Source organism: Robertmurraya korlensis NBRC 107688 (assembly GCF_001591645.1).
Taxonomy (GTDB): domain Bacteria; phylum Bacillota; class Bacilli; order Bacillales; family Cytobacillaceae; genus Robertmurraya_A.
Genome location: NZ_BCVH01000027.1, coordinates 15,093 through 37,906 on the forward strand (window position 1 = coordinate 15,093; position 22,814 = coordinate 37,906).

The 22,814-nt window shown below is 36.7% G+C and carries 17 protein-coding genes; 15 read left to right on the forward strand and 2 right to left on the reverse strand.

The genetic code is table 11. The features are described 5' to 3' along the window. Positions 1-13 precede the first annotated feature (13 nt). The 4 genes from bglH (at position 14) to BKO01S_RS21360 (ending at position 5,828) form a co-directional block, all read left to right on the forward strand. Complete coding sequence (gene bglH / locus BKO01S_RS21345) at positions 14-1,423, forward strand: aryl-phospho-beta-d-glucosidase (protein ID WP_066059372.1); 1,410 nt, start codon at positions 14-16, stop codon at positions 1,421-1,423. Positions 1,424-1,585: 162 nt separating this feature from the next. Then, positions 1,586-4,162, forward strand: a complete 2,577-nt coding sequence (locus BKO01S_RS21350; protein ID WP_066059375.1) for a diguanylate cyclase — start codon at positions 1,586-1,588, stop codon at positions 4,160-4,162. 108 nt (positions 4,163-4,270) lie between these two features. Further along, positions 4,271-4,936 carry an NAD(P)H-binding protein gene (locus BKO01S_RS21355; protein ID WP_066059377.1) on the forward strand — a complete coding sequence of 222 codons (666 nt, stop codon included), beginning with the start codon at positions 4,271-4,273 and terminating at the stop codon, positions 4,934-4,936. A gap of 19 nt (positions 4,937-4,955) precedes the next feature. Next, the gene (locus BKO01S_RS21360; RefSeq protein ID WP_066059380.1) at positions 4,956-5,828 is read left to right on the forward strand and encodes a metal-dependent hydrolase; all 873 of its coding nucleotides are present in this window, start codon (positions 4,956-4,958) and stop codon (positions 5,826-5,828) included. 77 nt (positions 5,829-5,905) lie between these two features. Here BKO01S_RS21360 and BKO01S_RS21365 read toward each other — a convergent pair whose 3' ends face one another. Continuing rightward, positions 5,906-6,703 (reverse strand): sirohydrochlorin chelatase, encoded by a 798-nt coding sequence (locus tag BKO01S_RS21365; protein ID WP_369691012.1) that lies wholly within the window; start codon positions 6,701-6,703, stop codon positions 5,906-5,908. Between the two features lie 30 nt (positions 6,704-6,733). Next, positions 6,734-7,543 (reverse strand): uroporphyrinogen-III synthase, encoded by an 810-nt coding sequence (locus BKO01S_RS21370; RefSeq protein ID WP_066059386.1) that lies wholly within the window; start codon positions 7,541-7,543, stop codon positions 6,734-6,736. 173 nt (positions 7,544-7,716) lie between these two features. On the opposite strand from BKO01S_RS21370, the gene BKO01S_RS21375 reads away from it, so the two are divergent. The 11 genes from BKO01S_RS21375 (at position 7,717) to BKO01S_RS21425 (ending at position 22,697) form a co-directional block, all read left to right on the forward strand. Continuing rightward, positions 7,717-8,337 (forward strand): NUDIX hydrolase, encoded by a 621-nt coding sequence (locus BKO01S_RS21375; RefSeq protein WP_066059388.1) that lies wholly within the window; start codon positions 7,717-7,719, stop codon positions 8,335-8,337. Between the two features lie 37 nt (positions 8,338-8,374). Continuing rightward, on the forward strand, positions 8,375-10,018 hold the full coding sequence (locus BKO01S_RS21380; RefSeq protein ID WP_066059391.1) for a response regulator transcription factor: 1,644 nt from the start codon (positions 8,375-8,377) through the stop codon (positions 10,016-10,018). 253 nt (positions 10,019-10,271) lie between these two features. Further along, on the forward strand, positions 10,272-10,595 hold the full coding sequence (locus tag BKO01S_RS21385) for an STAS domain-containing protein (RefSeq protein WP_066059394.1): 324 nt from the start codon (positions 10,272-10,274) through the stop codon (positions 10,593-10,595). Between the two features lie 161 nt (positions 10,596-10,756). Beyond that, positions 10,757-11,077 (forward strand): hypothetical protein, encoded by a 321-nt coding sequence (locus BKO01S_RS21390; protein WP_066059397.1) that lies wholly within the window; start codon positions 10,757-10,759, stop codon positions 11,075-11,077. A 143-nt stretch (positions 11,078-11,220) separates the two neighbouring features. Beyond that, the gene (gene proC / locus BKO01S_RS21395) at positions 11,221-12,027 is read left to right on the forward strand and encodes a pyrroline-5-carboxylate reductase (RefSeq protein ID WP_066059400.1); all 807 of its coding nucleotides are present in this window, start codon (positions 11,221-11,223) and stop codon (positions 12,025-12,027) included. 107 nt (positions 12,028-12,134) lie between these two features. Beyond that, the gene (locus tag BKO01S_RS21400) at positions 12,135-13,760 is read left to right on the forward strand and encodes a diguanylate cyclase (protein WP_066059403.1); all 1,626 of its coding nucleotides are present in this window, start codon (positions 12,135-12,137) and stop codon (positions 13,758-13,760) included. Further along, on the forward strand, positions 13,760-14,800 hold the full coding sequence (locus BKO01S_RS21405; protein WP_066059406.1) for a HEAT repeat domain-containing protein: 1,041 nt from the start codon (positions 13,760-13,762) through the stop codon (positions 14,798-14,800). Before BKO01S_RS21400 ends, BKO01S_RS21405 begins: the two co-directional genes overlap by 1 nt. Positions 14,801-14,802: 2 nt before the next feature. Further along, on the forward strand, positions 14,803-16,215 hold the full coding sequence (locus BKO01S_RS21410; RefSeq protein WP_066059409.1) for a glycosyltransferase family 2 protein: 1,413 nt from the start codon (positions 14,803-14,805) through the stop codon (positions 16,213-16,215). After that, positions 16,212-19,457: a hypothetical protein gene (locus tag BKO01S_RS21415; protein WP_066059412.1), complete on the forward strand. Its 3,246-nt coding sequence runs from the start codon at positions 16,212-16,214 to the stop codon at positions 19,455-19,457. Before BKO01S_RS21410 ends, BKO01S_RS21415 begins: the two co-directional genes overlap by 4 nt. Then, the gene (locus tag BKO01S_RS21420; protein WP_066059415.1) at positions 19,457-19,819 is read left to right on the forward strand and encodes a response regulator transcription factor; all 363 of its coding nucleotides are present in this window, start codon (positions 19,457-19,459) and stop codon (positions 19,817-19,819) included. Before BKO01S_RS21415 ends, BKO01S_RS21420 begins: the two co-directional genes overlap by 1 nt. Next, positions 19,809-22,697, forward strand: a complete 2,889-nt coding sequence (locus tag BKO01S_RS21425) for a hybrid sensor histidine kinase/response regulator (protein ID WP_066059418.1) — start codon at positions 19,809-19,811, stop codon at positions 22,695-22,697. Before BKO01S_RS21420 ends, BKO01S_RS21425 begins: the two co-directional genes overlap by 11 nt. The last annotated feature ends 117 nt before the right edge of the window (positions 22,698-22,814 follow it).

A 22,814-nucleotide genomic window follows, 5' to 3' on the forward strand; every position in this document is an offset into this window, starting at 1 on the left:
TGAGGTGAATGGATTGAATCCAAAGAACACAAAGTTTCCAGATGGATTTTTATGGGGTGGTGCTGTAGCTGCTAACCAATTAGAAGGGGCGTATCAAGCAGATGGAAAAGGTCTATCAACAGCTGATGTGTCACCAAATGGGATTATGTTCCCACCTGATTTCTCTATGAAGGATTTTAATCTTTATCATGAAGGAATTGACTTTTATCACAAGTACAAGGAAGATATCGCCTTATTTGCAGAAATGGGCTTTAAGGCGTTTCGTTTTTCGATTGCTTGGACCCGAATTTTTCCTAATGGGGACGAAACGGAGCCCAATGAGAAAGGGCTACAATTTTACGATGATATGATCGATGAATTATTAAAGCATAATATTGAGCCCGTGATTACGATATCCCACTATGAGATGCCACTTGGTCTGGTGAAAAATTATGGTGGATGGAAAAATAGAAAATTGATTGGCTTTTATGAGAATTTTGCTCGTACGTTATTTAATCGTTTTAAGGGTAGAGTAAGGTATTACATGACCTTTAATGAAATAAATGTTCTTTTTCATGCCCCTTTCACGGGTGGAGGGATATTATTTGAAAATGGGGAAAGGAATGAGCAGGATCTTTATCAAGCTGCACATCACCAATTTGTTGCAAGTGCTTTAGCGGTTAAAATTGGTCACGAAATTGACGCCACCAATCAAATTGGCTGTATGATTGCTTCTATGCTTACCTACCCATATAGTTCAAAGCCAGAGGATATGTTCGCTGCCTTATCACAGGATAGGAAAACATTGGTATTCTCAGATGTGCAATCCAGGGGATATTACCCTACCTATCTAATGAATGATTTAGAGGAGAAAGGGATTACCATTCAGATGGAGCAAGGTGACCTTGAACTCCTACAAGACAATACCGTAGATTATATTGGTTTCAGTTATTATATGTCATTTGTTGCAAGTACGGCACCTGAACATCAAGATGAGAAGACAGCAGGTAACTTAATGGCTGGAGTGAAAAACCCTTACCTACAATCTTCAGAGTGGGGATGGCAAATTGACCCTGTAGGCTTGCGAACGGTATGTAACCAATTATATGATCGTTATCAAAAGCCTTTGTTTATTGTTGAGAATGGACTTGGTGCTGTAGACAAGCTTGAGGATGGGACGGTCCAGGACGATTATAGAATTAATTATCTGAAAGCACATATCCAAGAAATGAAAAAAGCAATTGGCGATGGCGTTGAAATTATGGGCTACACTTCTTGGGGACCAATTGACCTTGTTAGTGCGTCAACGGCTGAGCTAAAGAAACGTTACGGTTTTATTTATGTGGATAGAGACAGTGAAGGAAAAGGTTCAAACAAACGGTATAAAAAGAAAAGTTTTGATTGGTATAAAAAAGTCATCTCTAGCAATGGAGAAGACTTGTAGTCGAAAAAAGGAAAGCTCTTTTACAGGAGCTTTCCTTTTTACATTATGGGAAATGGAGTGATGTAACACTCTTTTTCTTGATTTTCGACAAAATCAGTCAAAAATCAGCAAATATCACCGATATAACCAGTAAGTCTCGTTTGCTTTTAGGAGGAACCGTTTATGCCTTATCATTTAATTCTTGATGGAGTAATGGTAGTAGCTTATTTTTTTATTTCCACTCAATTGAGTAAAAACATCCTTACCCTAACATCTTCAATTCCTCATAAAATGCTTGCGGGCGGGTTAGCAGGTTCAGTTTCACTATTCTTATGGATGTTTGTACCCGGACCACTGGAATCTGATCTGTCTTTCTATTACCTACCTATTCTTATCATCGGTTTATTCGGTGGAGGAGTCTCGGCAATTAGTGCAATAAGCATTGTTTTATGGGGATTGTCTATAAAATTAGGATGGCAAATGATCTCTGACCCAGCAGTTTATTATTTACTGGGAATTTGGATCTTTATTTTTATACTTAACAACAGGATTCACGATATATGGAAAAGGTGGGGATGTTCACTTACTATAGTCACTATTTTTTTCTACTTCATCGATTATTTTAGATATCTTAAGCACGATCAAACACCGTTCTTAACGTTTGTCTTGCTAATGGCATTTACAGGTACCTTTACCATGTACTTAATCCTACATGTCCATCGATCGAGAATGGCTCTTATTGAGCTTGAGCGTAAAAATCAGATGCTTTCCGAACAACATAATGAAATTCTTCTTAAACAGCATGAACTTTCCCTAACAAAACAGAAATTTCAAAACGTAGTAGAAAGTGTAAGAGAAGTTATATTTCAAACGAATCGGGAAGGGAAAATTGTTTTCTTAAATGGTGCATGGGAGGAATTAACCTTATTTAAGGTGGAGGAAAGTCTAAACAAACACTATCTGTATTATGTTGTTTCCGAAGAAAGAACAAGTCACATCGAAAAAGTTAGAAAGTTGATAGACGAGAAGCAAGCACGAACACGTCAGGAAATTAAATTTTACTCGAAAAATCATAATGTTCTTTGGATGGAGTTAAATATTTCATTTTCTTATGACAATGAGGGGAACTTACTGGGGACATTCGGTACGATGACCGATATTACAGATCGTCATCAGTCAGATCAAGTACTTAACAAGGCTTTAAAGGAATTAGAGGATATTAAATTTGCCTTGGATGAATCTGTTGTTGTCATGGTTACCAATCCAAAAGGGGTTATTTTAAAAGTAAATGATTTATTTAGTAGTATTTCAGGTTACACAAAGGATGAGCTTATTGGAAAACGACAGCAGTTCCTAAACTCGGGTTATCATCAGCAAAGTTTTTATAAAACGATGTGGGAAACTTTAATGAGAAAAGAGATTTGGCGTGGAGAGTTACGAAATAAATCCAAAAGTGGAAGTTATTATTGGGTTGATGCGGTAATTGTTCCTCTATTAAACGAAGAAGGAGACATACATCAATTTGTCACAATCCAAAGTAATATAACAAAGCGAAAACTCGCTGAACAGAAGCTTGTTGAGGCTAATGATTTATTGTTAAAGCTATCCTCTGTCGACGGATTAACAGGTATTAATAATCGTCGTTCATTTGATGAAAGGCTTACTTTTGAATGGGAAAAAGGCTGTATGTCAGAAACACCATCTCCTTTGTCTGCGATATTATTAGATGTTGACCACTTTAAACTTTACAATGATCATTATGGTCATCAGCAAGGGGATAACTGCTTGAAACAGGTTGCCAGGTTGGTGGTTCGGGAATTACCGAGGACAACAGATTTTGGTGCAAGATATGGTGGAGAAGAATTTGTTATATTACTTCCCAATACGGGAGTAGAGGAGGCAACAAATATTGCTGAGGATATACGAAAAGGAATCCTTTCATTACAGATCCTACACGAAAAATCTAAGGTGTCTCCAATGATTACTGCTAGTCTTGGGGTTGCATCCATCCTACCTTCAATAACCGCTTCGGAAAAGGAACTTTTAGAGTACGCCGATAAAGCCCTTTATATCGCAAAAAGAAATGGGAGAAATCGAGTAGAAGCTTATAGGGAAGAAGTAACGCACGAGGTTAAGGTTAGTGAAGAAGAAAAAGTGGAAGCTGTCACAGTGAAAGACCCAGTCCAAGAGTATATCAATTTATTACATTCAAAGGATACCCATACCTGGGAGCATTCAAATCGTGTGGCTCATTATGCTATTTTACTAGCTAAGGAGTTAGGTGTCAGTGAGAAGGATCGGGAAAACCTCTATTTAACAGCCTTGCTCCATGATATTGGGAAATTAGATATTCCGCAGAGTATTCTTAGGAAGGCTAGTCGGTTATCAGAAGCGGAATATACTATTATTAAACAGCATCCAATCTTAGGTGTAGAAAAATTGCAAAGACATGGAGATTTCCCGTTTAAAAAGGAAATTTTAGAGGGAGTCCTTTTTCATCATGAGAGATGGAATGGATCTGGTTATCCATATCGATTAAAGGAAAAGGAAATTCCATTGAACGCTCGTTTATTAGGAATCGTTGACTCTTTCTCTGCCATGACAGAAGAACGAGTGTATAAAAAAGGGATTCCAACTGAAAAGGCACTGTTTGAAATTCGTAGTCAGATGAATTCACTTTATGATCCTGAGCTAGTTCAAGCCTTTTTAAGAGCCATGCAAACAAGTATTCCTGAACAAAATGTAAAGAATATATCCTGAAAAACTGGCCCTCGTATCGTCCTGCGAGGGCTTTTTTACAGCTTAAAAGTTGATAATTAATTTCCATTGCTACGATAATAGAGATATACGTTGGAAAGGAGTGTTATCATGAAACCGAAAAAAGCATTAATAGCGGGTGCCACAGGACTTGTAGGCAATGAGCTATTACATATATTACTCGAAGCACAGGAATATGCTACAGTGACAGCTATCGTTAGAAGACCTCTTAGCATACAGCATCCTAAACTTAATGAGGTGATCATTGACTTTGACCACCTTGAAGAATATTCCGAACATATGGCAGTAGATGATGTTTTTTGTTGTTTAGGGACAACGATTAAGAAAGCAAAAACAAAAGCTGCCATGAAAAAGATAGATGCAGATTATCCTCTTGCTCTTGCTAAACTTACACAGAAACTGGGAGCCACTCATTTTCTCTTAATCAGTTCAATGAATGCCAATCCTCATTCGAAAATATGGTATTCACAAATGAAAGGTAAGCTTGAGGAAGAGCTTGAGACCGTTCCATTCGAAACCATTTCGATTCTTCACCCTTCCCTTTTACTTGGTCAAAGAAATGAGTTTCGCTTAGGTGAGAAGATAGGGGCATCGATTTTCCAAGCACTTTCATTCCTATTTACGGGTCCTTTACTAAAGCTAAAGGCCATTGAAGGAAGGCAGGTGGCAAAATCGATGTATTCTATTGCACAAATAAATAAACAGGGTGTAATGATTTATCCTTCTGATTACCTCCAAAATAGGATAACTACATGACAAAGTGGAGGAATTAGCTTTGGATACTATTACACATACATTATTTGGACTCTCGTTATATGGTTCAATTGGGAAAGATAAGATGGATAAAAGAACAAAAATGTCCTATTTATTTACTTCCGTGGGAGCTAGTCAAATTCCTGATACTGATGTCATTTCCCAGCTATGGGATACAGAAGGACTTTATCAGATGTGGCATCGCGGTATTACTCACTCTATTTTTCTTACACCCATATGGGCTTTATTATTTTATGTTCTATGTATGGTTATCTTTAAAGTTAAGGATAAAAGGTTATTCTATCTAGGATGGCTTGCAGTAATTATTCATAATACTAGTGATTTGTTTAACGCATGGGGGACAGGATATTTTGAACCTTTTTCCCAAATGAGGATTACATTTGGGACTATACCGATCATTGACTTTGTAATCTTGAGTATATTAGGGAGTAGTTTTTATGTATCAAGAAAATTAAGGGAAACAGGTTTAAAGAAGCCTTATATTTTTCGAGTAGCGTGGCTCTTAATCATTTTTCATGTGGGTTTACAGAGTCTACAAGGTTACTATTACTATCAAAAATACAATCAAGATTATAAACAAATTGCATTATCAGCTGGTTTTATACCAACCACCTTTCAGGTTATAACGAAACAAGAAGGAACCGTAAAGATTATTGAGGATGGAATCTTCCAACGCAGTAAAGTTCAATATGTTCTTGAGTCTAAAGAGGATGCAGATTTAGATTATTTATTCTCAAAAAGCCCAAAAGCAAAAACTCTATACCAATGGTCACCATTTGTGGTCATTACTGACGATGGAAAAAAACTAGGAGTTTACGATCCGAGATTTTACCGAAACGGCCAATCCTTTCTTTACGAATACATAGCACACTAGGGAACCGATAAAGAAATATCATAATTAATAGGCTGTCGAAGTTTTTTCGACAGCCTGAGAATAAAGGGTGCTATCCTTTACTGTTTAATCGTTGGTATCTTTGGTGATAGTGCTCTTCTTTGAATCATCGTATGAAGAAGGTCATGGTATCCGGTAGGATTACATAATATAACTTCCTGGCCAATTTTTTCAGGGTAGGATTCATGAAGCTGTCTCTTGATTTTCTCTGTGAATCCACCTCTTGAAAGAAAGTGTGGGACGATATATACCTTTTGATAGTCATTTGAAAACGTCTCTTCAAGCTTCTTCAAATAATGGGGATCTCTACTTAAATATCCCCAGTCAACAGGGGTCCTTAATTCCTCGCTAACCACCTTTGTTAGATCTGATAGTTCTTGAGAGGTTTCCTCATGCCCACTTCCGTGAGCCACTAGCAAAACGAGTTCATTTTCTGATTGTTGGTAGCCTTTTTCTTGAAGTTTATCAATGATTGCCGGAAGGAACATACGGTCGCTTCCTAGTACGTCAGCATACATAATCGGAATGAAAGGGAACTGTTCTTGAGATTCAGCTATTTCAGTAGGGATATCTATTAAAGCATGATTCCCAGATAATAATAATACGGGCACGACCGTTACTCTCGTTGCTCCCTGAAGAATGCAGGATTGAATGGCTTCCCCAATAGAAGGAGTGGCAAGTTCGAAAAATCCATACGCTTGTATTGGAGCAATATTTTCTCTCATTGTGTCTGTTATAAAAGTAATAAACTGTTCATTCCAATCGTTTGAGCGACTACCGTGACTAATATAAACAATTGCTTCCATAATACATCTCACCTCGTACCTTTTCCTGATAATTATTTCGAAGTATATCAGTTGCTGGTAAAGTGAGCAAGCAACAGTATGTTACTTAGAATAATAGTCTGCTAAACAAATAATGGCGCTTCCCATACGTTCTGTTTCTGGGAAAATCACACGGTGAACACCATGCTCCTTAAGTGACTGCGCGGTAACCTTACCAACAGCAAGTGCCACTACTTTATTCTCAAATTGGTTTAGAAGCGTAGCGGTCTGTCCCTTTTTATCGGCATGAGCAAATAAGAATCGTACCTGTGGAGTACTTGTGAAGCTAACTGCATCGATGCTGCCCTCAATAATTTCTGATAATAATAAATCAATGATCTCTTCGCTTGGTGGTGTATGAATATATGGGAGTATTTCATGGAATGTTGCTTCATTTTTCTCAAGAAACTTTATAAGAAGTGGAGCTGGATCTCCGTGTAGCTGAAGTGCCACACGCGCGCCTCTGCCAAATTGCTCACATACAGAAAGAGAACGTACCAGTCCAGCTGTACTTCCATCGTCATCTCTTACAATGGGGGTAATACCTAATGTTTTTAATACATTTACAGTCTTGTATCCTCTAGCTGCAATCTTACTTTCCTTAAGCTTAGCGATAAACTCATCTTTTCTCTTCATACTCTCGGCTGTTTCTAATAGAATGGTTAACCCTATTCCTGTTGTGAAAATAAGCCACTCATAACTACCAGCTAATAATTTTGAGATTTCACCCTCTATATTTGAATCATCCAATCTAGCAGTTCCTTGTGATGGACGAAGGAGAGGAATTCCTCCTTGATTACTAATAATTTTACTTATTTCATCCGTTTTTCTTGTACCCGCAATAACAACTCGTTTGTTCTCAAGCTTTTTCATTTTTTAGTATCCCTTCTTTCTTTAGAATAGTTAGAATTATTTTAGCATCAATATGGAGTGTAAACTTCATTAAAACCAAATTATTTGTAGATATTTGTAATAGGCACGCTTATTTCTTGTTCGTAGGAAGTTCGTTATAATATAGAAATGATTTCGAGATGGAGGTAAAGGGGATGGACCTTGAGAGAATACTATCTAAGTTAATGGAAAGAAAGCCGTTTGTTTTAGGGAGTGAGAACTTCTCAACTTATTCTGTTTTGCTGCCTCTTGTATATATAAATAATGAAATTCATCTTGTATTTGAGGTCCGAGCCTTATCATTGAGGAGGCAACCGGGTGAGGTTTGTTTTCCTGGTGGTAAGAAGGATGAAACAGATAGAGACCATAGGGAAACGGCTATTAGGGAGACGTATGAGGAATTAGGTTTAAAAGAAGGAAGTATTTCTCGAGTTGTCCCGTTAGATTTTATCGTATCACCATATGGTAATATTATATATCCTTTTGTGGGTGTTATAACTACATTAAAGGATACCCAAATAAATCATAAAGAAGTAGACCATATTTTCACTGTGCCCCTTACATTTTTTAAGGATACAAAGCCTGACATACACTATGTGACAGCCCGGTTAGAACCCGAACCAGGTTTTCCTTATGATTCAATCGTTGGTGGGAAAGACTATAATTGGCAAATAAAAAGAATGGAAGAGTACTTTTACTATTATGAAGATAACGTGATTTGGGGTTTGACAGCGAGGGTGGTAAGACATTTTATTCAGGTAATTGAAAAAGTTTAAACCTTAACAAAAAATTATCCCAGGAGGTGACGAAGGATTGAAAACAAATGAACTATTATCCCATGTCCAGGAAGCATATGTCTCTCTGTCGAAGATGGGTTTAGTTATTGTAAGTGTAAAAGGGGAGTATCTTACATCAGTAACTGGTATTGATCCGGTAACAGAATACCTGTTCATCAATGAGGATATGGCATTTCGGCAACAAATTAATCAAGTTGTCACATCTTCCGCTATTACAAAACCAATAACTCACTTAGTCCTTCATAAAGGGGAAGCAACGGGACTAAAAATAGCAATCGTTCCAATAAAAGAAGATGGAAATATCCTTGGTTATATTTTAACCTCAGTATTTATAGAAGCGAATATGAGTAAGGAACATCTAGTATCTATATTTAATGATAGAAAATGGGAGGATGTATTAGAGGTAATTAAAGTCCTTACTATAGATGAAACCGATGTATTACTAGATACATTACAAAAAATGGCTACCGTTTGTAGTGCTTTTTTTGTAAAAGAACTTGAGGCACAACGGTTTCAATCATTGCAACAATTACTTTTACATATGAATCGGGAAAACCTCCAAATTTCTAGTCTATTTGAGGAACTATATGAAAATATAGAGGATGTAGATTTACTTTGTTATGTTACACAAAACTGGAATCAGCAATGGGTACTAGAACATACAAAAGGTAAAAATGAAGAAAGGTTAAATAATTTAAAGCTCGATATGATAACAGATATTTTAAATCATGCTCGAGACATAGGGGAATACCAAAGTATTGAAAATATAGAGTTTGACCCCCGATTATCATTTCTCTATATTTATGAAATCAAGCCTAAATCTGTTTACTTTTTTCCTGTTAAAAACGAACTGGACTCAAGAGGAGCCATTATTTTAATTAGTGAACAAAAAGGTAAAATTTCTAGTAAAAATCTTCAAACCATAGATGTAATAAGAGGGATGTTCGCTGTTTATCAGGCGAAGCGACAACTAAAGTTACAAGGCTTTCACCATTTAACAAAGCTATCGAGAGTCATTGATATGAGTAAGTTAATGATTGATTTAAAGTGTGTGAAAGAGCTATTGTTCATGATTTTAGATATGACAGATCATCTAATAAAGGGTTCACTCGCTATTGTAGTATTGAGAGATGAAACATATGAAAGTCTTTATGGAGATCAGTTAACAAAGAATCAGCTAGAAGGATATATAAAGGATGTCTCGAATAGTTTGTTTCAGGGACAGAGTGAGACGCATAACCGTATAAGAAACTTTTCCTTTGGTTCGATGATTGAATGTCCCATTATTATCGACCAACAAGTAGAAGCTGTATTATGTGTGAAAGTGGAGAACGTTACAAATGAGGAAGAGGTCTATTTAGAGATACTGTCCAACTTACTGAATATTGGAATGGCTAAATTTTATGAATCAAATAAGGAACAAGCTGAAAATGGCCAATCTCTACATGTACCAGAATCCATTAAAAGCTTACTAACGAATAGAGAAAATGAAATATTACAATGGATGTTAAAGGGTTATAACAATCAAGAAATTGCTGATGTTCTATTTATAAGTGCACATACTGTAAAAAACCATATTTCAAACATATTCCAAAAGCTAAATATAACCGATCGAAGACAATTGTTTTCAACTATTTATCAACTTCAGTTTTACACGTAAAAAGGCTCTGACTAGGATTTTCCCTTCATTATTAAGAAGAAGTGACTATGGTAGAGAATCCTATATAGCATTTGTCTCCTATCTATTCAAAAAGTGAGTAATTTAAAGTAGGAGATTTCCTTTCGGGTACAATATGTTAAAGCTAAGGGATAAGAAAAATAGGAGAAAAAGGGAGTGGTGGATTCAAGTTATCTATTTATAATAGAGTTAGATAGCTTGGACGAAAAAAGTTTTCTCAAGGGAGTTTTGACTGATGGCAAGCGAAGAAGTTATTACTTATTATTGGAATCAAGATGTAACATTGAAAACAGCTGACTCCTTTCGAGAGGAGTTACTAACGTTTATTCAAATGAAAAATAATAAATTAATCTTAAGTTTAAAGGAAGTTGAGTATATAAACAGTTCTGGTCTAGGCGTGATTGCTGATGCAGTTATCCAAGCAAGGAAGCAGGGGAAAGAGCTGGTTGTCGCTAATATACAAGACCCCATTTCCGAGATATTTGAGATTGTTAAATTTGGATCATTTATCCATTTTTTTGCTACGGTAGAAGAGGCAACTCAATACCTAACTCAATGAAATTCATAATTAGCATAAGGTATGTTAGATGTTTTGCATTTTGAGAAATCGCCATTTTTTTGTCAAAAATATTTGAAAAAATAGTGAATGAATGGAAAAAAATCACCCTATTAACACTACATTTTCTATAATAATAGTGGACCTTATAGGAGGGATTATTGATGAACATCACAACGATAATTGAACTGAATAACCAAGAAGTGGAACAGATGGTAGGAGCCAGGATGGTGTTTGTGCAAGAGCAAATTACTGAACAAATCATTCATACTTGTGTGGATTGCTTCTCTGTAGAAGGGTCAGAAGAAAAGATTGAGCCGGAACATGCAATGGAAAAGGTTTTCGAGCAATTAAAAGGTGACGGTTTGATACCTGAGGGTGTTACGGAATTCTCCTTCGAAATGCCAGCTTGCGGTACCATTAAAAAACATAATAAAGTAATAGCTGAAATCCCGCAAAATGTTGTTCTTACATTTACTATTTAATGAATAGATGAGTGCCATCCCGACTAATGACGTCAGGATGGTTTTTTATTGGGATAACAGATAAATCGACATTATTTTTAGTGGTCTAACTGAAAGTAACGTATAATAGCAAGAAGATATAAAGAGAAAAAGGTGTGAATAATATGGGTAACAAAATCGGATTTATTGGCTGTGGAAAGATGGGACAAGCCATAATGAATGGCCTACTTAAAAAAGGTAAAATAGATAAAAATCTTATACAGGTAAGTGCGAAGACAGGAACTACCTTAGAAAAGGTAAAAGAAGTCTTTGGTGTTCAAACAACAAACAATAAAGAAATCGGGAAATGGGCCGATATTATAGTACTAGCTGTGAAACCAGATTTACATGAAGAGGTTATTAACGAAATTAAAACAGAGATTTCCTCCAGTACAATTATCGTTACCATCGCAGCAGGAATTACTTTGCAGTTCCTTGAACAATCCTTCGGAAGACCAGTAAAGGTAGTAAGAGCTATGCCTAATACCCCTTCTCTTGTTGGAGAAGGAATGACAGCCATGTGTTTTCATGAACTTGTTACAGAGGGTGAAAGAGAGAGCGTCTCCAATATTTTCGAGTCCTTTGGACAAGTTGAAGTATTTACAGAGTCTTTAATGAATAGTATTCCAGCAATTAGCGGTTCTTCACCAGCTTACGTCTATATGATGATTGAAGCGTTAGCGGATGGGGCTGTTAAGCAAGGAATTACACGTGAAAAAGCCTATAGGCTGGCTGCTCAAGCTGTTCTTGGTGCTGCCAAGATGGTTTTGGAAACTGAATTACATCCCGGAGTGTTAAAGGATCAGGTTTGTACCCCTGGGGGTGCGACCATCGCAGCGGTTGCATCACTCGAAGAGAATGGCTTCCGTTCCTCTATCCTCTCAGCTATGGAAAGTTGTACGGATAGAATTAATGAACTAACAGAAAAATAATAAGTTAGAATGTACTGATTAGGGGGAGCTTGGGATGTGTAAAAGTAAGGAAACTGGGGAATATAAGCATAATCTAGCTGACTTCCTTTATTTAGGGGGGATTTGTAATGAATTTAAACAAATATAAACTCCTTCTTTTTAAAAAAATTAAGGATCAGCTTACACTTTGGTTTGAGAAGGAACCCAATAAACCGGCCACGAAAGATGAGTTATTTCTCTTCCTCCATTCCATTAAGGGGACAGCTGGAACCATAGAACTAGGTGGATTATTTACTCTAGTAACAAATTTAATGAGCGAAATGGAACGTAATGATTCTAAGCTTGAATGGGAGAAACAGGAGTTACGTGACTTCCTTTATGAGTTAATGGAATTGAGTTATCAGTATGAACATTTCGAAACGGTAGATATTACTAAGACAATATCTAGAGATGAGGGAACACCGCTCATTCAGGTGATAGATGATGATATCTCCATGCTTATTTTATTAAAAGATACATTAGAAGAAAAGGGATGGATTGTAGTTGCTCATACGGATGCAGAAGTAGGAAAAGAGCTGTTTTATGAACTGCAACCTGATTGTTTAATCATAGATGTTAATTTACCAGGTACAAATGGTTTTCAGCTTTTGGAAAACCTTAATCATCACCTCGAAAAAATGTTTATTCCAACGGTAATGATTAGTATTGAAAATGATCGGGAGACAAGAATTAAGGCTATTCAATCTGGTGCTGATGATTTCATTGAAAAACCTTTAGACCTAGAGGAATTTGTTCTACGTGTAAACCGCCAATTAATTAGAAAAAAATTATTTGACCAGTCGGTAATGATTGACGAACTCACACAAGTGTATAATCGCAGATTTTTAAATGATTCTCTGCGGAGAAACCTCGTTGACATTGAGAGATCTAGCACTTATTTTACGGTGGCTGTCCTTGATCTTGATTACTTTAAAAAGGTAAATGATACATATGGACATATCGTAGGGGATAAAGTGTTACAGAGGTTTGCACAATTTCTGAAGGAACATATAAGAGGGACCGACTCTGTATTTCGGTATGGGGGAGAGGAATTTGTTATCTTATTCCCAAGAACGAATGATTCAGATGTTAAAAGTGTTCTCACAAGATTATTAGAAAAATTCTTTAACATCCCTTTTATAGAAAATGGAAAAACTTTTTATATTTCTTTCTCTGCTGGGGTTTTCATGGTTTTAGATGAAAGAATGGACAGTAAAACGGTAATAAAAACGGCGGATCAAGCCCTGTACTTGGCAAAAGAGAATGGCAGAGCAAGAGTGGAAAGTGCGAATCAGCTAAATCTAGGATCGGCAAAGAAAACGCTACATGTATCCATTATTGACGATGATGTGATCATTCGGACGATGATCACCAAGATTCTTCAAAATATGGAATTTGAATTTGTTGACCTTGATATTTGTTCCTATGAAGATGGGATGAAATTTTTTGACTCTGGGAGACATGAATTTTCTGGTCAGCATTTTCTAGTTCTTGACGGAGTCATGCCTGTTATGGATGGAACAGAAGTACTTCAAAAGGTGAAGTCAGGGAGAAAGAGAAAGCAGTTTCATGTTCTTATGCTTACTGGTCGGAAAAATGAGCAGGATATCGCCCGTTCATTAAAGCTTGGAGCAGATGACTATGTCACAAAACCTTTTAGTATTCAGGATCTTCAAGCGAGAATTTATAGTTTTATACAAAGGATAACAAAATAATGGGAACCAATGAAGTAACGATCCTAGCCTTTTCAACCATTTTTATTCTCATCCTACTTGTACTAATATTACTTTACTTAATTATTCGAAAGACTAAAGAAAACAGAGAATCTTTCAATATCAAAGCGAGAAAAGATGAGATTGGATTAGCACTATTTGAAAGCATCTCACAAGGAAAAGTATATGATTTACCCAACATAGATCGTCACTCCTTGAAAGCGATAGAAGAGTTGCTGAAGGACTACTCAGATACACTCGTTGGTACAGCGGAGAGACATTCTCTCTCATCTATTGCAGATAGATATTTATCGGAAGGGTATAGAAAAGTACTAAAAGGTAGGAGCTGGAGTAAGAGAATAAATGCCTTGTATCATATTGAAGATTTTCATTTGCATCAGCTTACAGGTGATGTTAGGGACCTTTTACAAAGTCATTCTATAACCAAAGAAGAAGTAGTCATTAGTATTCGTTTTTTAGCATCAACGGATCGGTTTGAAGAAATTTTTGAATTTGTGGCTAAAAAGTACACAGATTTAACTGATTATGATTATAGAAGTATTTTGTTTAAGCTTGATGAAGATTCCTTTCGTATGCTTGCGGAGAGGTTTTCTGAATGCCATTCTACCCTTCAATGGTCCATTCTAGAAATCATTTCGATTAGAAAAGAGCTCTCCTATCTCTCGTTTGTAGAAACTGTATTTCATACATATAAAGGAGAAACGAGAATCCGGGCGCTTAAAGCAATCGCCTCTATTGGATTTACGACCGATATGGAACAGTTTTTCCCGCTAATTGAGAGTAACGAGTGGCAGGAAAGGATGCTTGTAGCAAAATTGATTAGTTTCTTTCCTTCTGAGTCTTCGTACACTATTCTAGAAACCTTAATTCATGATCGAAATTGGTGGGTTCGTTCCCAGGCGGCTCAATCGTTTACAAAACTACCAAAAGGAAAAGAACAATTAAAGCAATTGATGGAAAGCTCGCAAGATCCGTATGCTAGAGATATTGCAGCAGAGTGGCTTCAAAAAGGGGAAATTTAATTATGCTACAACAATTTGGGGAGTATGTTGGGATTGTATTTGGTAGTTTTATCACCATTTATATGGTGTTGGTCATTGGTTTTTACTCAGTAATTTTATTTTTGTCACTTCTTCAGCTTAGAAGAGAGTATAAGCTTGATAAAAAGCAAGCGTACGATGAATATCTTAATGATTTGTATACAAAGCCAATCTCCATCATTGTTCCGGCTTTTAATGAGGAGGCGGGGTTAATTCAAAGTGTTCGTTCTTTGTTAGGGATTAATTATCCTACCTATGAAATTATTGTAGTTAATGACGGATCAACAGATGACAGCTTAAATAAAATGATACGGCATTATGAAATGATGGAAATAAAAAAAGTCATTCGAAAGCATGTTGAAACAAAAAATATTAGAGGAATATACCAGTCAAAAACCTTACCCAACCTTTATCTAATTGATAAAGAAAATGGTGGGAAAGCGGATGCGTTAAACGTGGGTTTGAATTTTTCTCATTATCCTTATATTTGCTCACTTGATGGAGATTCCGTTCTCGAAAGAGATGCTTTCTTAAAGGTAATGAAACCTATTATGATATCAAATGAAGATGTCATCGCTTCTGGAGGAAGTATAAGAATTGCCAATGGCTGTAAAATTTCAAATGGTAATTTACTTGAAGTGGGATTATCAAACCACCCTCTTGTTATTATGCAGATAATTGAATATCTCCGTGCTTTCCTAATGGGGAGAATTGGATTGAGTCGACATAATCTTCTTTTGATAGTATCAGGAGCATTCGGTGTTTTTTCAAAAAGCTGGGTAGCCGAAGCAGGTGGATATAAGACTACTACTGTCGGTGAAGATATGGAGTTAGTTGTACGTTTACACAGGCTGATTAAAGAAAAAGGCGTAAACAAAAAAATTGTCTACGTACCAGACCCTGTTTGTTGGACAGAAGTCCCGGAAGAAACCAAGTTTCTACGAAGACAGAGAAGAAGATGGCACCGAGGATTATTTGAAAGTCTTTGGGCACATAGGAAGCTAGCATTTAATCCGAAATACGGATCGATCGGAATGATTTCCTTTCCTTATTTTTGGATAGTAGAGTTTTTTGGACCAATTATTGAACTCTTAGGATATATTTATGTATTATGTTCCTTGTTTTTTGGCGGAATTTATTTAGAGTTTGCTATTATCATTTTTCTTCTCTCTTGTTTGTATGGTTCTTTATTCTCCATGGCATCTGTGTTATTAGAAGAATGGAGTCTACGCAAATACCCAAAAGTATCACAAATCGTAAAACTATTCCTCTACTCAATGACAGAAACGCTGTGGTACCGTCCATTAACCGTTTTTTGGCGATGTGAGGGGATTTGGCAAATTATAGTTGGTGAGAAGGGCTGGGGAGAAATGAAAAGAAAAGGTGTATCCGAATGAAGAATTGGTTCACGAAACAGCAATTGCTTGTTTTTGCGGTTATTGGATTCATAGTTTTAGGTATAACATGTCCTTTTTGGCTTTGGTCAATTAAATCAAATACACAGTTAAATGTATTGATTCTTGATAAGACTGTTCCGGATCAAACGTATCGAGAACATAGTGGGCTAACTTGGCTTTTGAATAATGAGAAATATGTAACGAGTGAACGTGAAAGGTATAGCATTGAAAATAGTTATAGTGGATTTGTGCCCAAGGAGGGTGAAGAATATGAAATTCGAACTCTCCCTAAAGAACTAGGAAAGTATGATGTGTTTTATTTGGCTGATTCATACGGGGTCTATGAAAAGGAATTCTATGGAGAAAACCAACAGGGAGAACGGTCTGAGCATTTGTATGGTGGATTGCTTGAGGAAGAAGTAGATGCCATCCATCAGGAACTACTTTCAAATAACGGTAAAACCCTTATAGCTGAATTTAATACGTTTGCTAGCCCCACGTCCACTACAGCCCGTGAAAAAGTTTCTAACTTGTTAAATGTAGATTGGACAGGCTGGATTGGCAGGTATTTTCCAGAACTAGAGGGGGAAGAGGTTCCAACTTGGGTTAAAGAAAATTATGAGAAATCAAATGGGGTATGGAATTTTACCGGTGAAGGGCTCGTCTTTGTCAATAGCAATGATTATATTGTTGTCATTGATAAGGATCAGTTTAAAGGCGAAGGTCCAAGTTTTCAATATACAGCACTCGGTGAGAAGCAGTTTAAAAATAAGAAAAATGATGCTTACTATTCTTACTGGTTTGATGTTATTTCTGCAAGAGATAAGGACGAAATCTTAGCAACGTATCAATTATCTGTCACAAAGGAAGGCGAATCTAAGCTTATAGAGAATGGAATTCCAGTTACTTTTCCTGCTGTCATTAACCATAAAAATGCCAGCTATTCTGCTTATTACTTTGCTGGCGACTATGCAGATGAAGGTGATGTCCCGTCGCTTTATCAGACAAGGGGAATTTCTAATTGGAGAGAAATTGCTCAATCAGATTCTTTTTATTGGCGTGTGTATGTTCCGATGATGAAACAAATCCTTCGTCATGGTTTAGAACCATCAAAAAAACAGGAAAAGGTAGAGCTTGTAACAGAAAATGGAACAACCATAAACAGTAAAACAAATGAGACATCCATTCAAATCCAAAAGGATGGAAAGTGGGAGGACCTTTTAATAAAAGGGGTTAACATGGGAATAGCAAAACCAGGTTACTTCCCTGGAGAGACAGCGATCTCTAAAGATGAATACTCCAGATGGTTTAAATTGATTGGTGCAATGAACGCGAATACTATTCGTATATATACTATTCACCCTCCGCAATTCTATGAAGCATTTTATGAATATAATCAACAAGCCAAGAACCCTTTATATTTATTCCATGGTGCATGGGTGACAGAAGAAACGTTACTCGAAACCAATGACGCCTATCACCCGTCCGTTGTAGAAGAGTTCCAAAAAGAAATGAAAGATATAGTTGATATCGTTCACGGTAATGCTGTAATAAAAGAAAATCCAGGGCATGCTTCGGGTTCTTACACTCATGATATTTCCTCGTACGTATTAGGGTATATTATTGGAATTGAGTGGGATCCAGGTGTAGTAGTAAGCACCGATGCTGTTCATAGTGGAATGGAGCAGTTTAAAGGAAATAACTTCTATACAGAGAAGGCAACACCATTTGAGGCTTGGTTAGCAAACCGTATGGACGATATGGCAAGCTATGAGGCAGAAACGTATAAGTGGCAGCATTCCATGAGTTTTACCAACTGGGTAACCACAGATCTGTTATCCCATCCTGCTGAACCAGCAGAAGAAGAAGATATGGTAAGTGTTAACCCTAATCATATTAAAAAGACGAATCAATTTCATGGCGGTTTATTTGCCTCTTATCATGTATATCCATATTTTCCAGATTTCTTAAATTTTGAGGAAGACTATGTAAACTATGTAGATATTAGTGGGGAAAAGAATAACTATGCTGGGTACCTGCATGATTTGAATTTGGCACATGAAATGCCAGTCGTTATTGCTGAGTACGGAGTGCCTTCCTCTAGGGGATTAACCCATGAAAATGTACATGGAATGGACCAAGGAAACCATAGTGAACAAGAACAAGGAAACATTAATCAGAAGCTGTTCAAATCAATTGTTTCAGAAAATCTTGCTGGAGGCATGGTATTCTCGTGGCAGGATGAGTGGTTTAAACGAACATGGAATACGATGGACTTTGATAATCCTGACCGTCGACCATATTGGTCTAATATCCAAACAAACGAACAGATGTTTGGAATGCTTGGGTTTAGCCCTTCTTCCTTTGGAAAAGAAATGATCTTAGACGGAAGGGACAATGACTGGAGTAAATCCATGCGGGAACCTTTAGTGCAATCGGATGACGAAGATAACGTATTAAAAAGGATGTATGTGACCTCTGATGCAGCAAATATATATGTTCGCCTTGATTATCATCAATCCATAAATTTAAAAGAGACTCCTACCTATATCACATTTGATACGATAGAGGATCAAGGGCAGAAACAGATTACACTAAATGGTGGTCAATCCGTTTCAACAACATCTGGTGTTGATTTCTTAGCCACATTGGCAGGCAAAGAGGAATCAAGGATTACAGTTGATAGTTACTATGATTCTTTTTACTATCAATATGGGGAACGATTAAAGCTTATCCCAACTGAACCCTATCCTTCTTCAAAGGATAATGGAATATTCCACCCGATTCGCTTAGCTCTTAACAAACAGTTAACGATTCCATCTACTGGACAAACCTACCCTTTCGAAGCATATGAGACAGGGAAACTCCAATATGGCTCAGGAAACCCTAATGATAAAAACTATAACTCTTTGACAGATGTAAGCATTAGCGAGGATGGAAAGATGGTTGAGATGCGTATTCCTTGGTTAATGTTAAATGTAAAGGATCCGAGTCAAAAAGAAATAATTGGGGACATGTGGAAGACAGGGTTAAAAGATGGAAAAAATATAGATCGTATCTATCTTTCAGCTTTTATAATAACCGAAAAGGGTCTATCAAGTTTACCAGTAACAGAAGAAGAATCGGATACCATAACTAAAACAGTATTTTATGATTGGAAAAAGTGGGAACAGCCAGTGTATAGCGAAAGATTAAAGGATTCTTATTATATTATGAAGGAAACGTACGGGGGGATTAAATAGTGAGAAGGATATTATTAGCTGAGGATGAAGAAGTACTACGAATGCTAGTTGTTGATACTCTTGAAGAAGATGAGTATGAAGTAGATGAAGCGTCTGATGGCACAGAGGCCGTCGAGCTCTTTGAGAAAAATAGATATGATCTACTTGTACTGGACTATATGATGCCTGGGTTAACCGGGCTCGAAGTCATTCATCATGTTAGACAAAAAAATAAGGATGTAAAAATCTTAATGCTCTCAGCTAAAAGTCAACAATTTGAACAGGACAAGGTCATTGAAGCGGGTGCGAACTATTTTATAGCTAAGCCCTTTAGTCCTATGGAGTTGAAAGATAAGGTTGAGGTTATTTTAAATGAAGGATAGCTCGAATAAAAAACAAAGACTAATAAAACAATTTATTCAGTTAATGATACTTTTTCTTTCGTTATTTCTCATCGGCACATCCTTATATCTTTATCTCCAACATAAGGGCAGTAATGATTATGTGGAAAAAAGAGCGCTTATTGTCAATAAGGAGAAAACGACAAGAGATTTGTATTACTCTCTTAATACGGCTTTATTTGATGTCAGAGGGTATTTTGCTTTTGGGAATGAAGAACTAAAGAAAAGAGCACTCTCACAACAACCAGAAATTAGAAAGCTCGCAAAAAAATTGGACGCAAGCGTGACAAATGATGAGGATACCGAGTATGTTAGAGAGCTCGAAAGCTTTGTTGATTATTATTTTGTTGAAACACTCCCACAAGCAGTCCAGTACTATGAGACAGGACGTCAAGAAGACCTAATCAACTTAGCACAGCTTGGTGCAACAGCCAGAACAAATGAATTCTTAGATTTGACTCATGAATATATGGATGTAATCGATAATGAATTGAATAGAGCGATCAATGATATGAGGCGTAATCAAACGATCTATCAAAATGTGTATCTCGCTTTTGTCATATTCCTCTTAGCTTTTCTTTTTAGAATTATTAGGGGGATGTTCACAAATATTGGTGCCCCATTATCTGAACTAGCAAAGACTGCAACTGATATCACTGAAGGAAAGGACTCGGAAATCTTCGTCGACCCACATCGTAAAGATGAAATTGGTGCTCTGTCTCTAGCGCTAAAGAAGATGCTCCTTTCCATTCAAGAAAAAGAACAAAACCTATTAGCGCAAAATGAGGAATTATTAGCTCAACAAGACGAACTTTACGCACAACAATCTGAGTTAGAAAATGCGCTGTATGTAGTTAATGAAAGTAAACACAAAATAGAGAATCGAAATGAATTAACGAACAAATTAACAAATGCCCTAGAAAAGCAAAAGCTCTTAGACAGTATCGTGTTACACATGACACGGATCATCAAAGCGGACCGAGGGTTAATTATCTTGCTAGACGACCAAGCGCATAGCTCATATGGAATTTCGCCTTCTGGTATAGAACAGTTTAAAAAGAATATTTACAATGGCCTGAATAGCATTCTTATTGTACATCAGCAACCATACACGATTAAGAGAGAAATAAAGGAACCGGAAAAAGGATACCATGAGGGTACATTGTACTCATATGATTTATACTTGCCTGTCATCTCCTCTAATGATGTGGTAACAGCCATCATGGTGTTTAGCAGGTTCGGTAATGCCTTTACAGAGTCTGAAATTGAAGAATTACAATCCATTACAAAGCAAATGAGCAATTCCTTAGAGAAGGTTTATATTTACGAATTGTCTGAAACGGAACGACTTAGAAACCAATCTATTTTAAATACAACCCATGAAGGAATACAGCTTATTGATCGGGACGGAGTAGTCCTGTTAGTAAATAAAGCTCTTTGTGAGATGTTTGAATGTGTAGTGGATGGAAGGGATTTAGTAGGTCTTGACCTCCAAGATTGGACAACCTTTATGCAAAAGGATATTGAGGAGCAGGATGAGTTTTTGCAGTTTGTCCAATCTGCTATAGAAAATAACCATGTCAATAATTCCAACTCATTTATTTACAAACGATTAGATAAGCATCAAGTGATAAAGGTTTATAGTGAAGCACTATTTCAGGATGACATTCGAATTGGTACGATTATCGTTCATCGAGATATTACAAAGGAATTTGAAGTCGATCAAATGAAATCTGAGTTTGTAAGTACAGTTAGTCATGAGTTACGAACTCCATTAGCAAGTATTTTAGGATTTACGGAGCTTATGTTGCATCGAGAGCTTAAACCAGATAGACAGCAGAAATATTTAACAACTGTTTATAATGAAGCAAAGAGACTTACAGCGTTAATTAATGATTTTCTAGATGTACAACGTATGGAAGCGGGGAAACATACGTATGAGAAGAAATACTTTGAACTATTACCTATCGTTGAATCGGTCACACATTCTTTAAGAGGTACGACGAAAATCCATGATATAAATGTAACTACAAAGTTAGAGAATGATTGGATTTTAGGAGATCGAGAAAAAATCGAACAAGTGTTAACAAACCTAGTTGGAAATGCAATTAAGTACTCTCCAGAAGGCGGAAAGGTTCAACTTCTTCTCTTTGAGGAAGATGGGGAATTAAAGGTGAGAATTTCTGACGAAGGTCTTGGTATTCCTGAAAATGTAGGGCAATCCATATTCACAAAGTTTTATAGGGTTGATAATTCCGACCGAAGAAAAATAGGCGGAACTGGACTTGGCCTAGCTATTGTTAAGGAAATCATGAGCGCTCATGATGGTGATGTAACTTATACATCTGAGTATGGAAAGGGTAGCACTTTTACAATTTCTTTTCCTATTGTCAAGAAAGAGGTAAGTAGCACGGCTGATACGAACGATATAGAAGCATCCACCTACAAAGTGTTTGTGATTGAGGATGACGAAAGCCTATTAGATTTAGTTTCTCAAGAGTTATTAGATAACGGGTTTACGGTTACACAATTCACCAATGGTGAGCATGCCGTGGAGGCCCTAAAGAAAGAAGTGCCTGATGCGGTAGTCTTAGATATTATGTTAGATAAAGGAAACGTCGATGGCTGGGATATTATGCGGTTTATTAAAGAGAAAAAGGAATTAATGCAAATTCCAGTAATCATCTCTAGTGCACTTGATGAGCGTGATAAGGGTATTGCGAATGGAGCCGAGGAGTACTTTATTAAACCATATAAAACAAGTAAGTTATCCAAAATTGTGATGCAATTGTTATTAAAGCTCGGAAAAGAAGGGCAAGTGATCGTACCTTTTGTAGAAGGTCAGGATACTGAACGATAAGGGATAAGTAATTTACTTTTGAAGGGCCTAAGCTTTGCTTTGGCCTTTTTTTGTTCAAATAATAAATTAGGCTTGTCAATGTGTTTTGGACAAAAAACCTTTCGGGAAAGGAAAGAC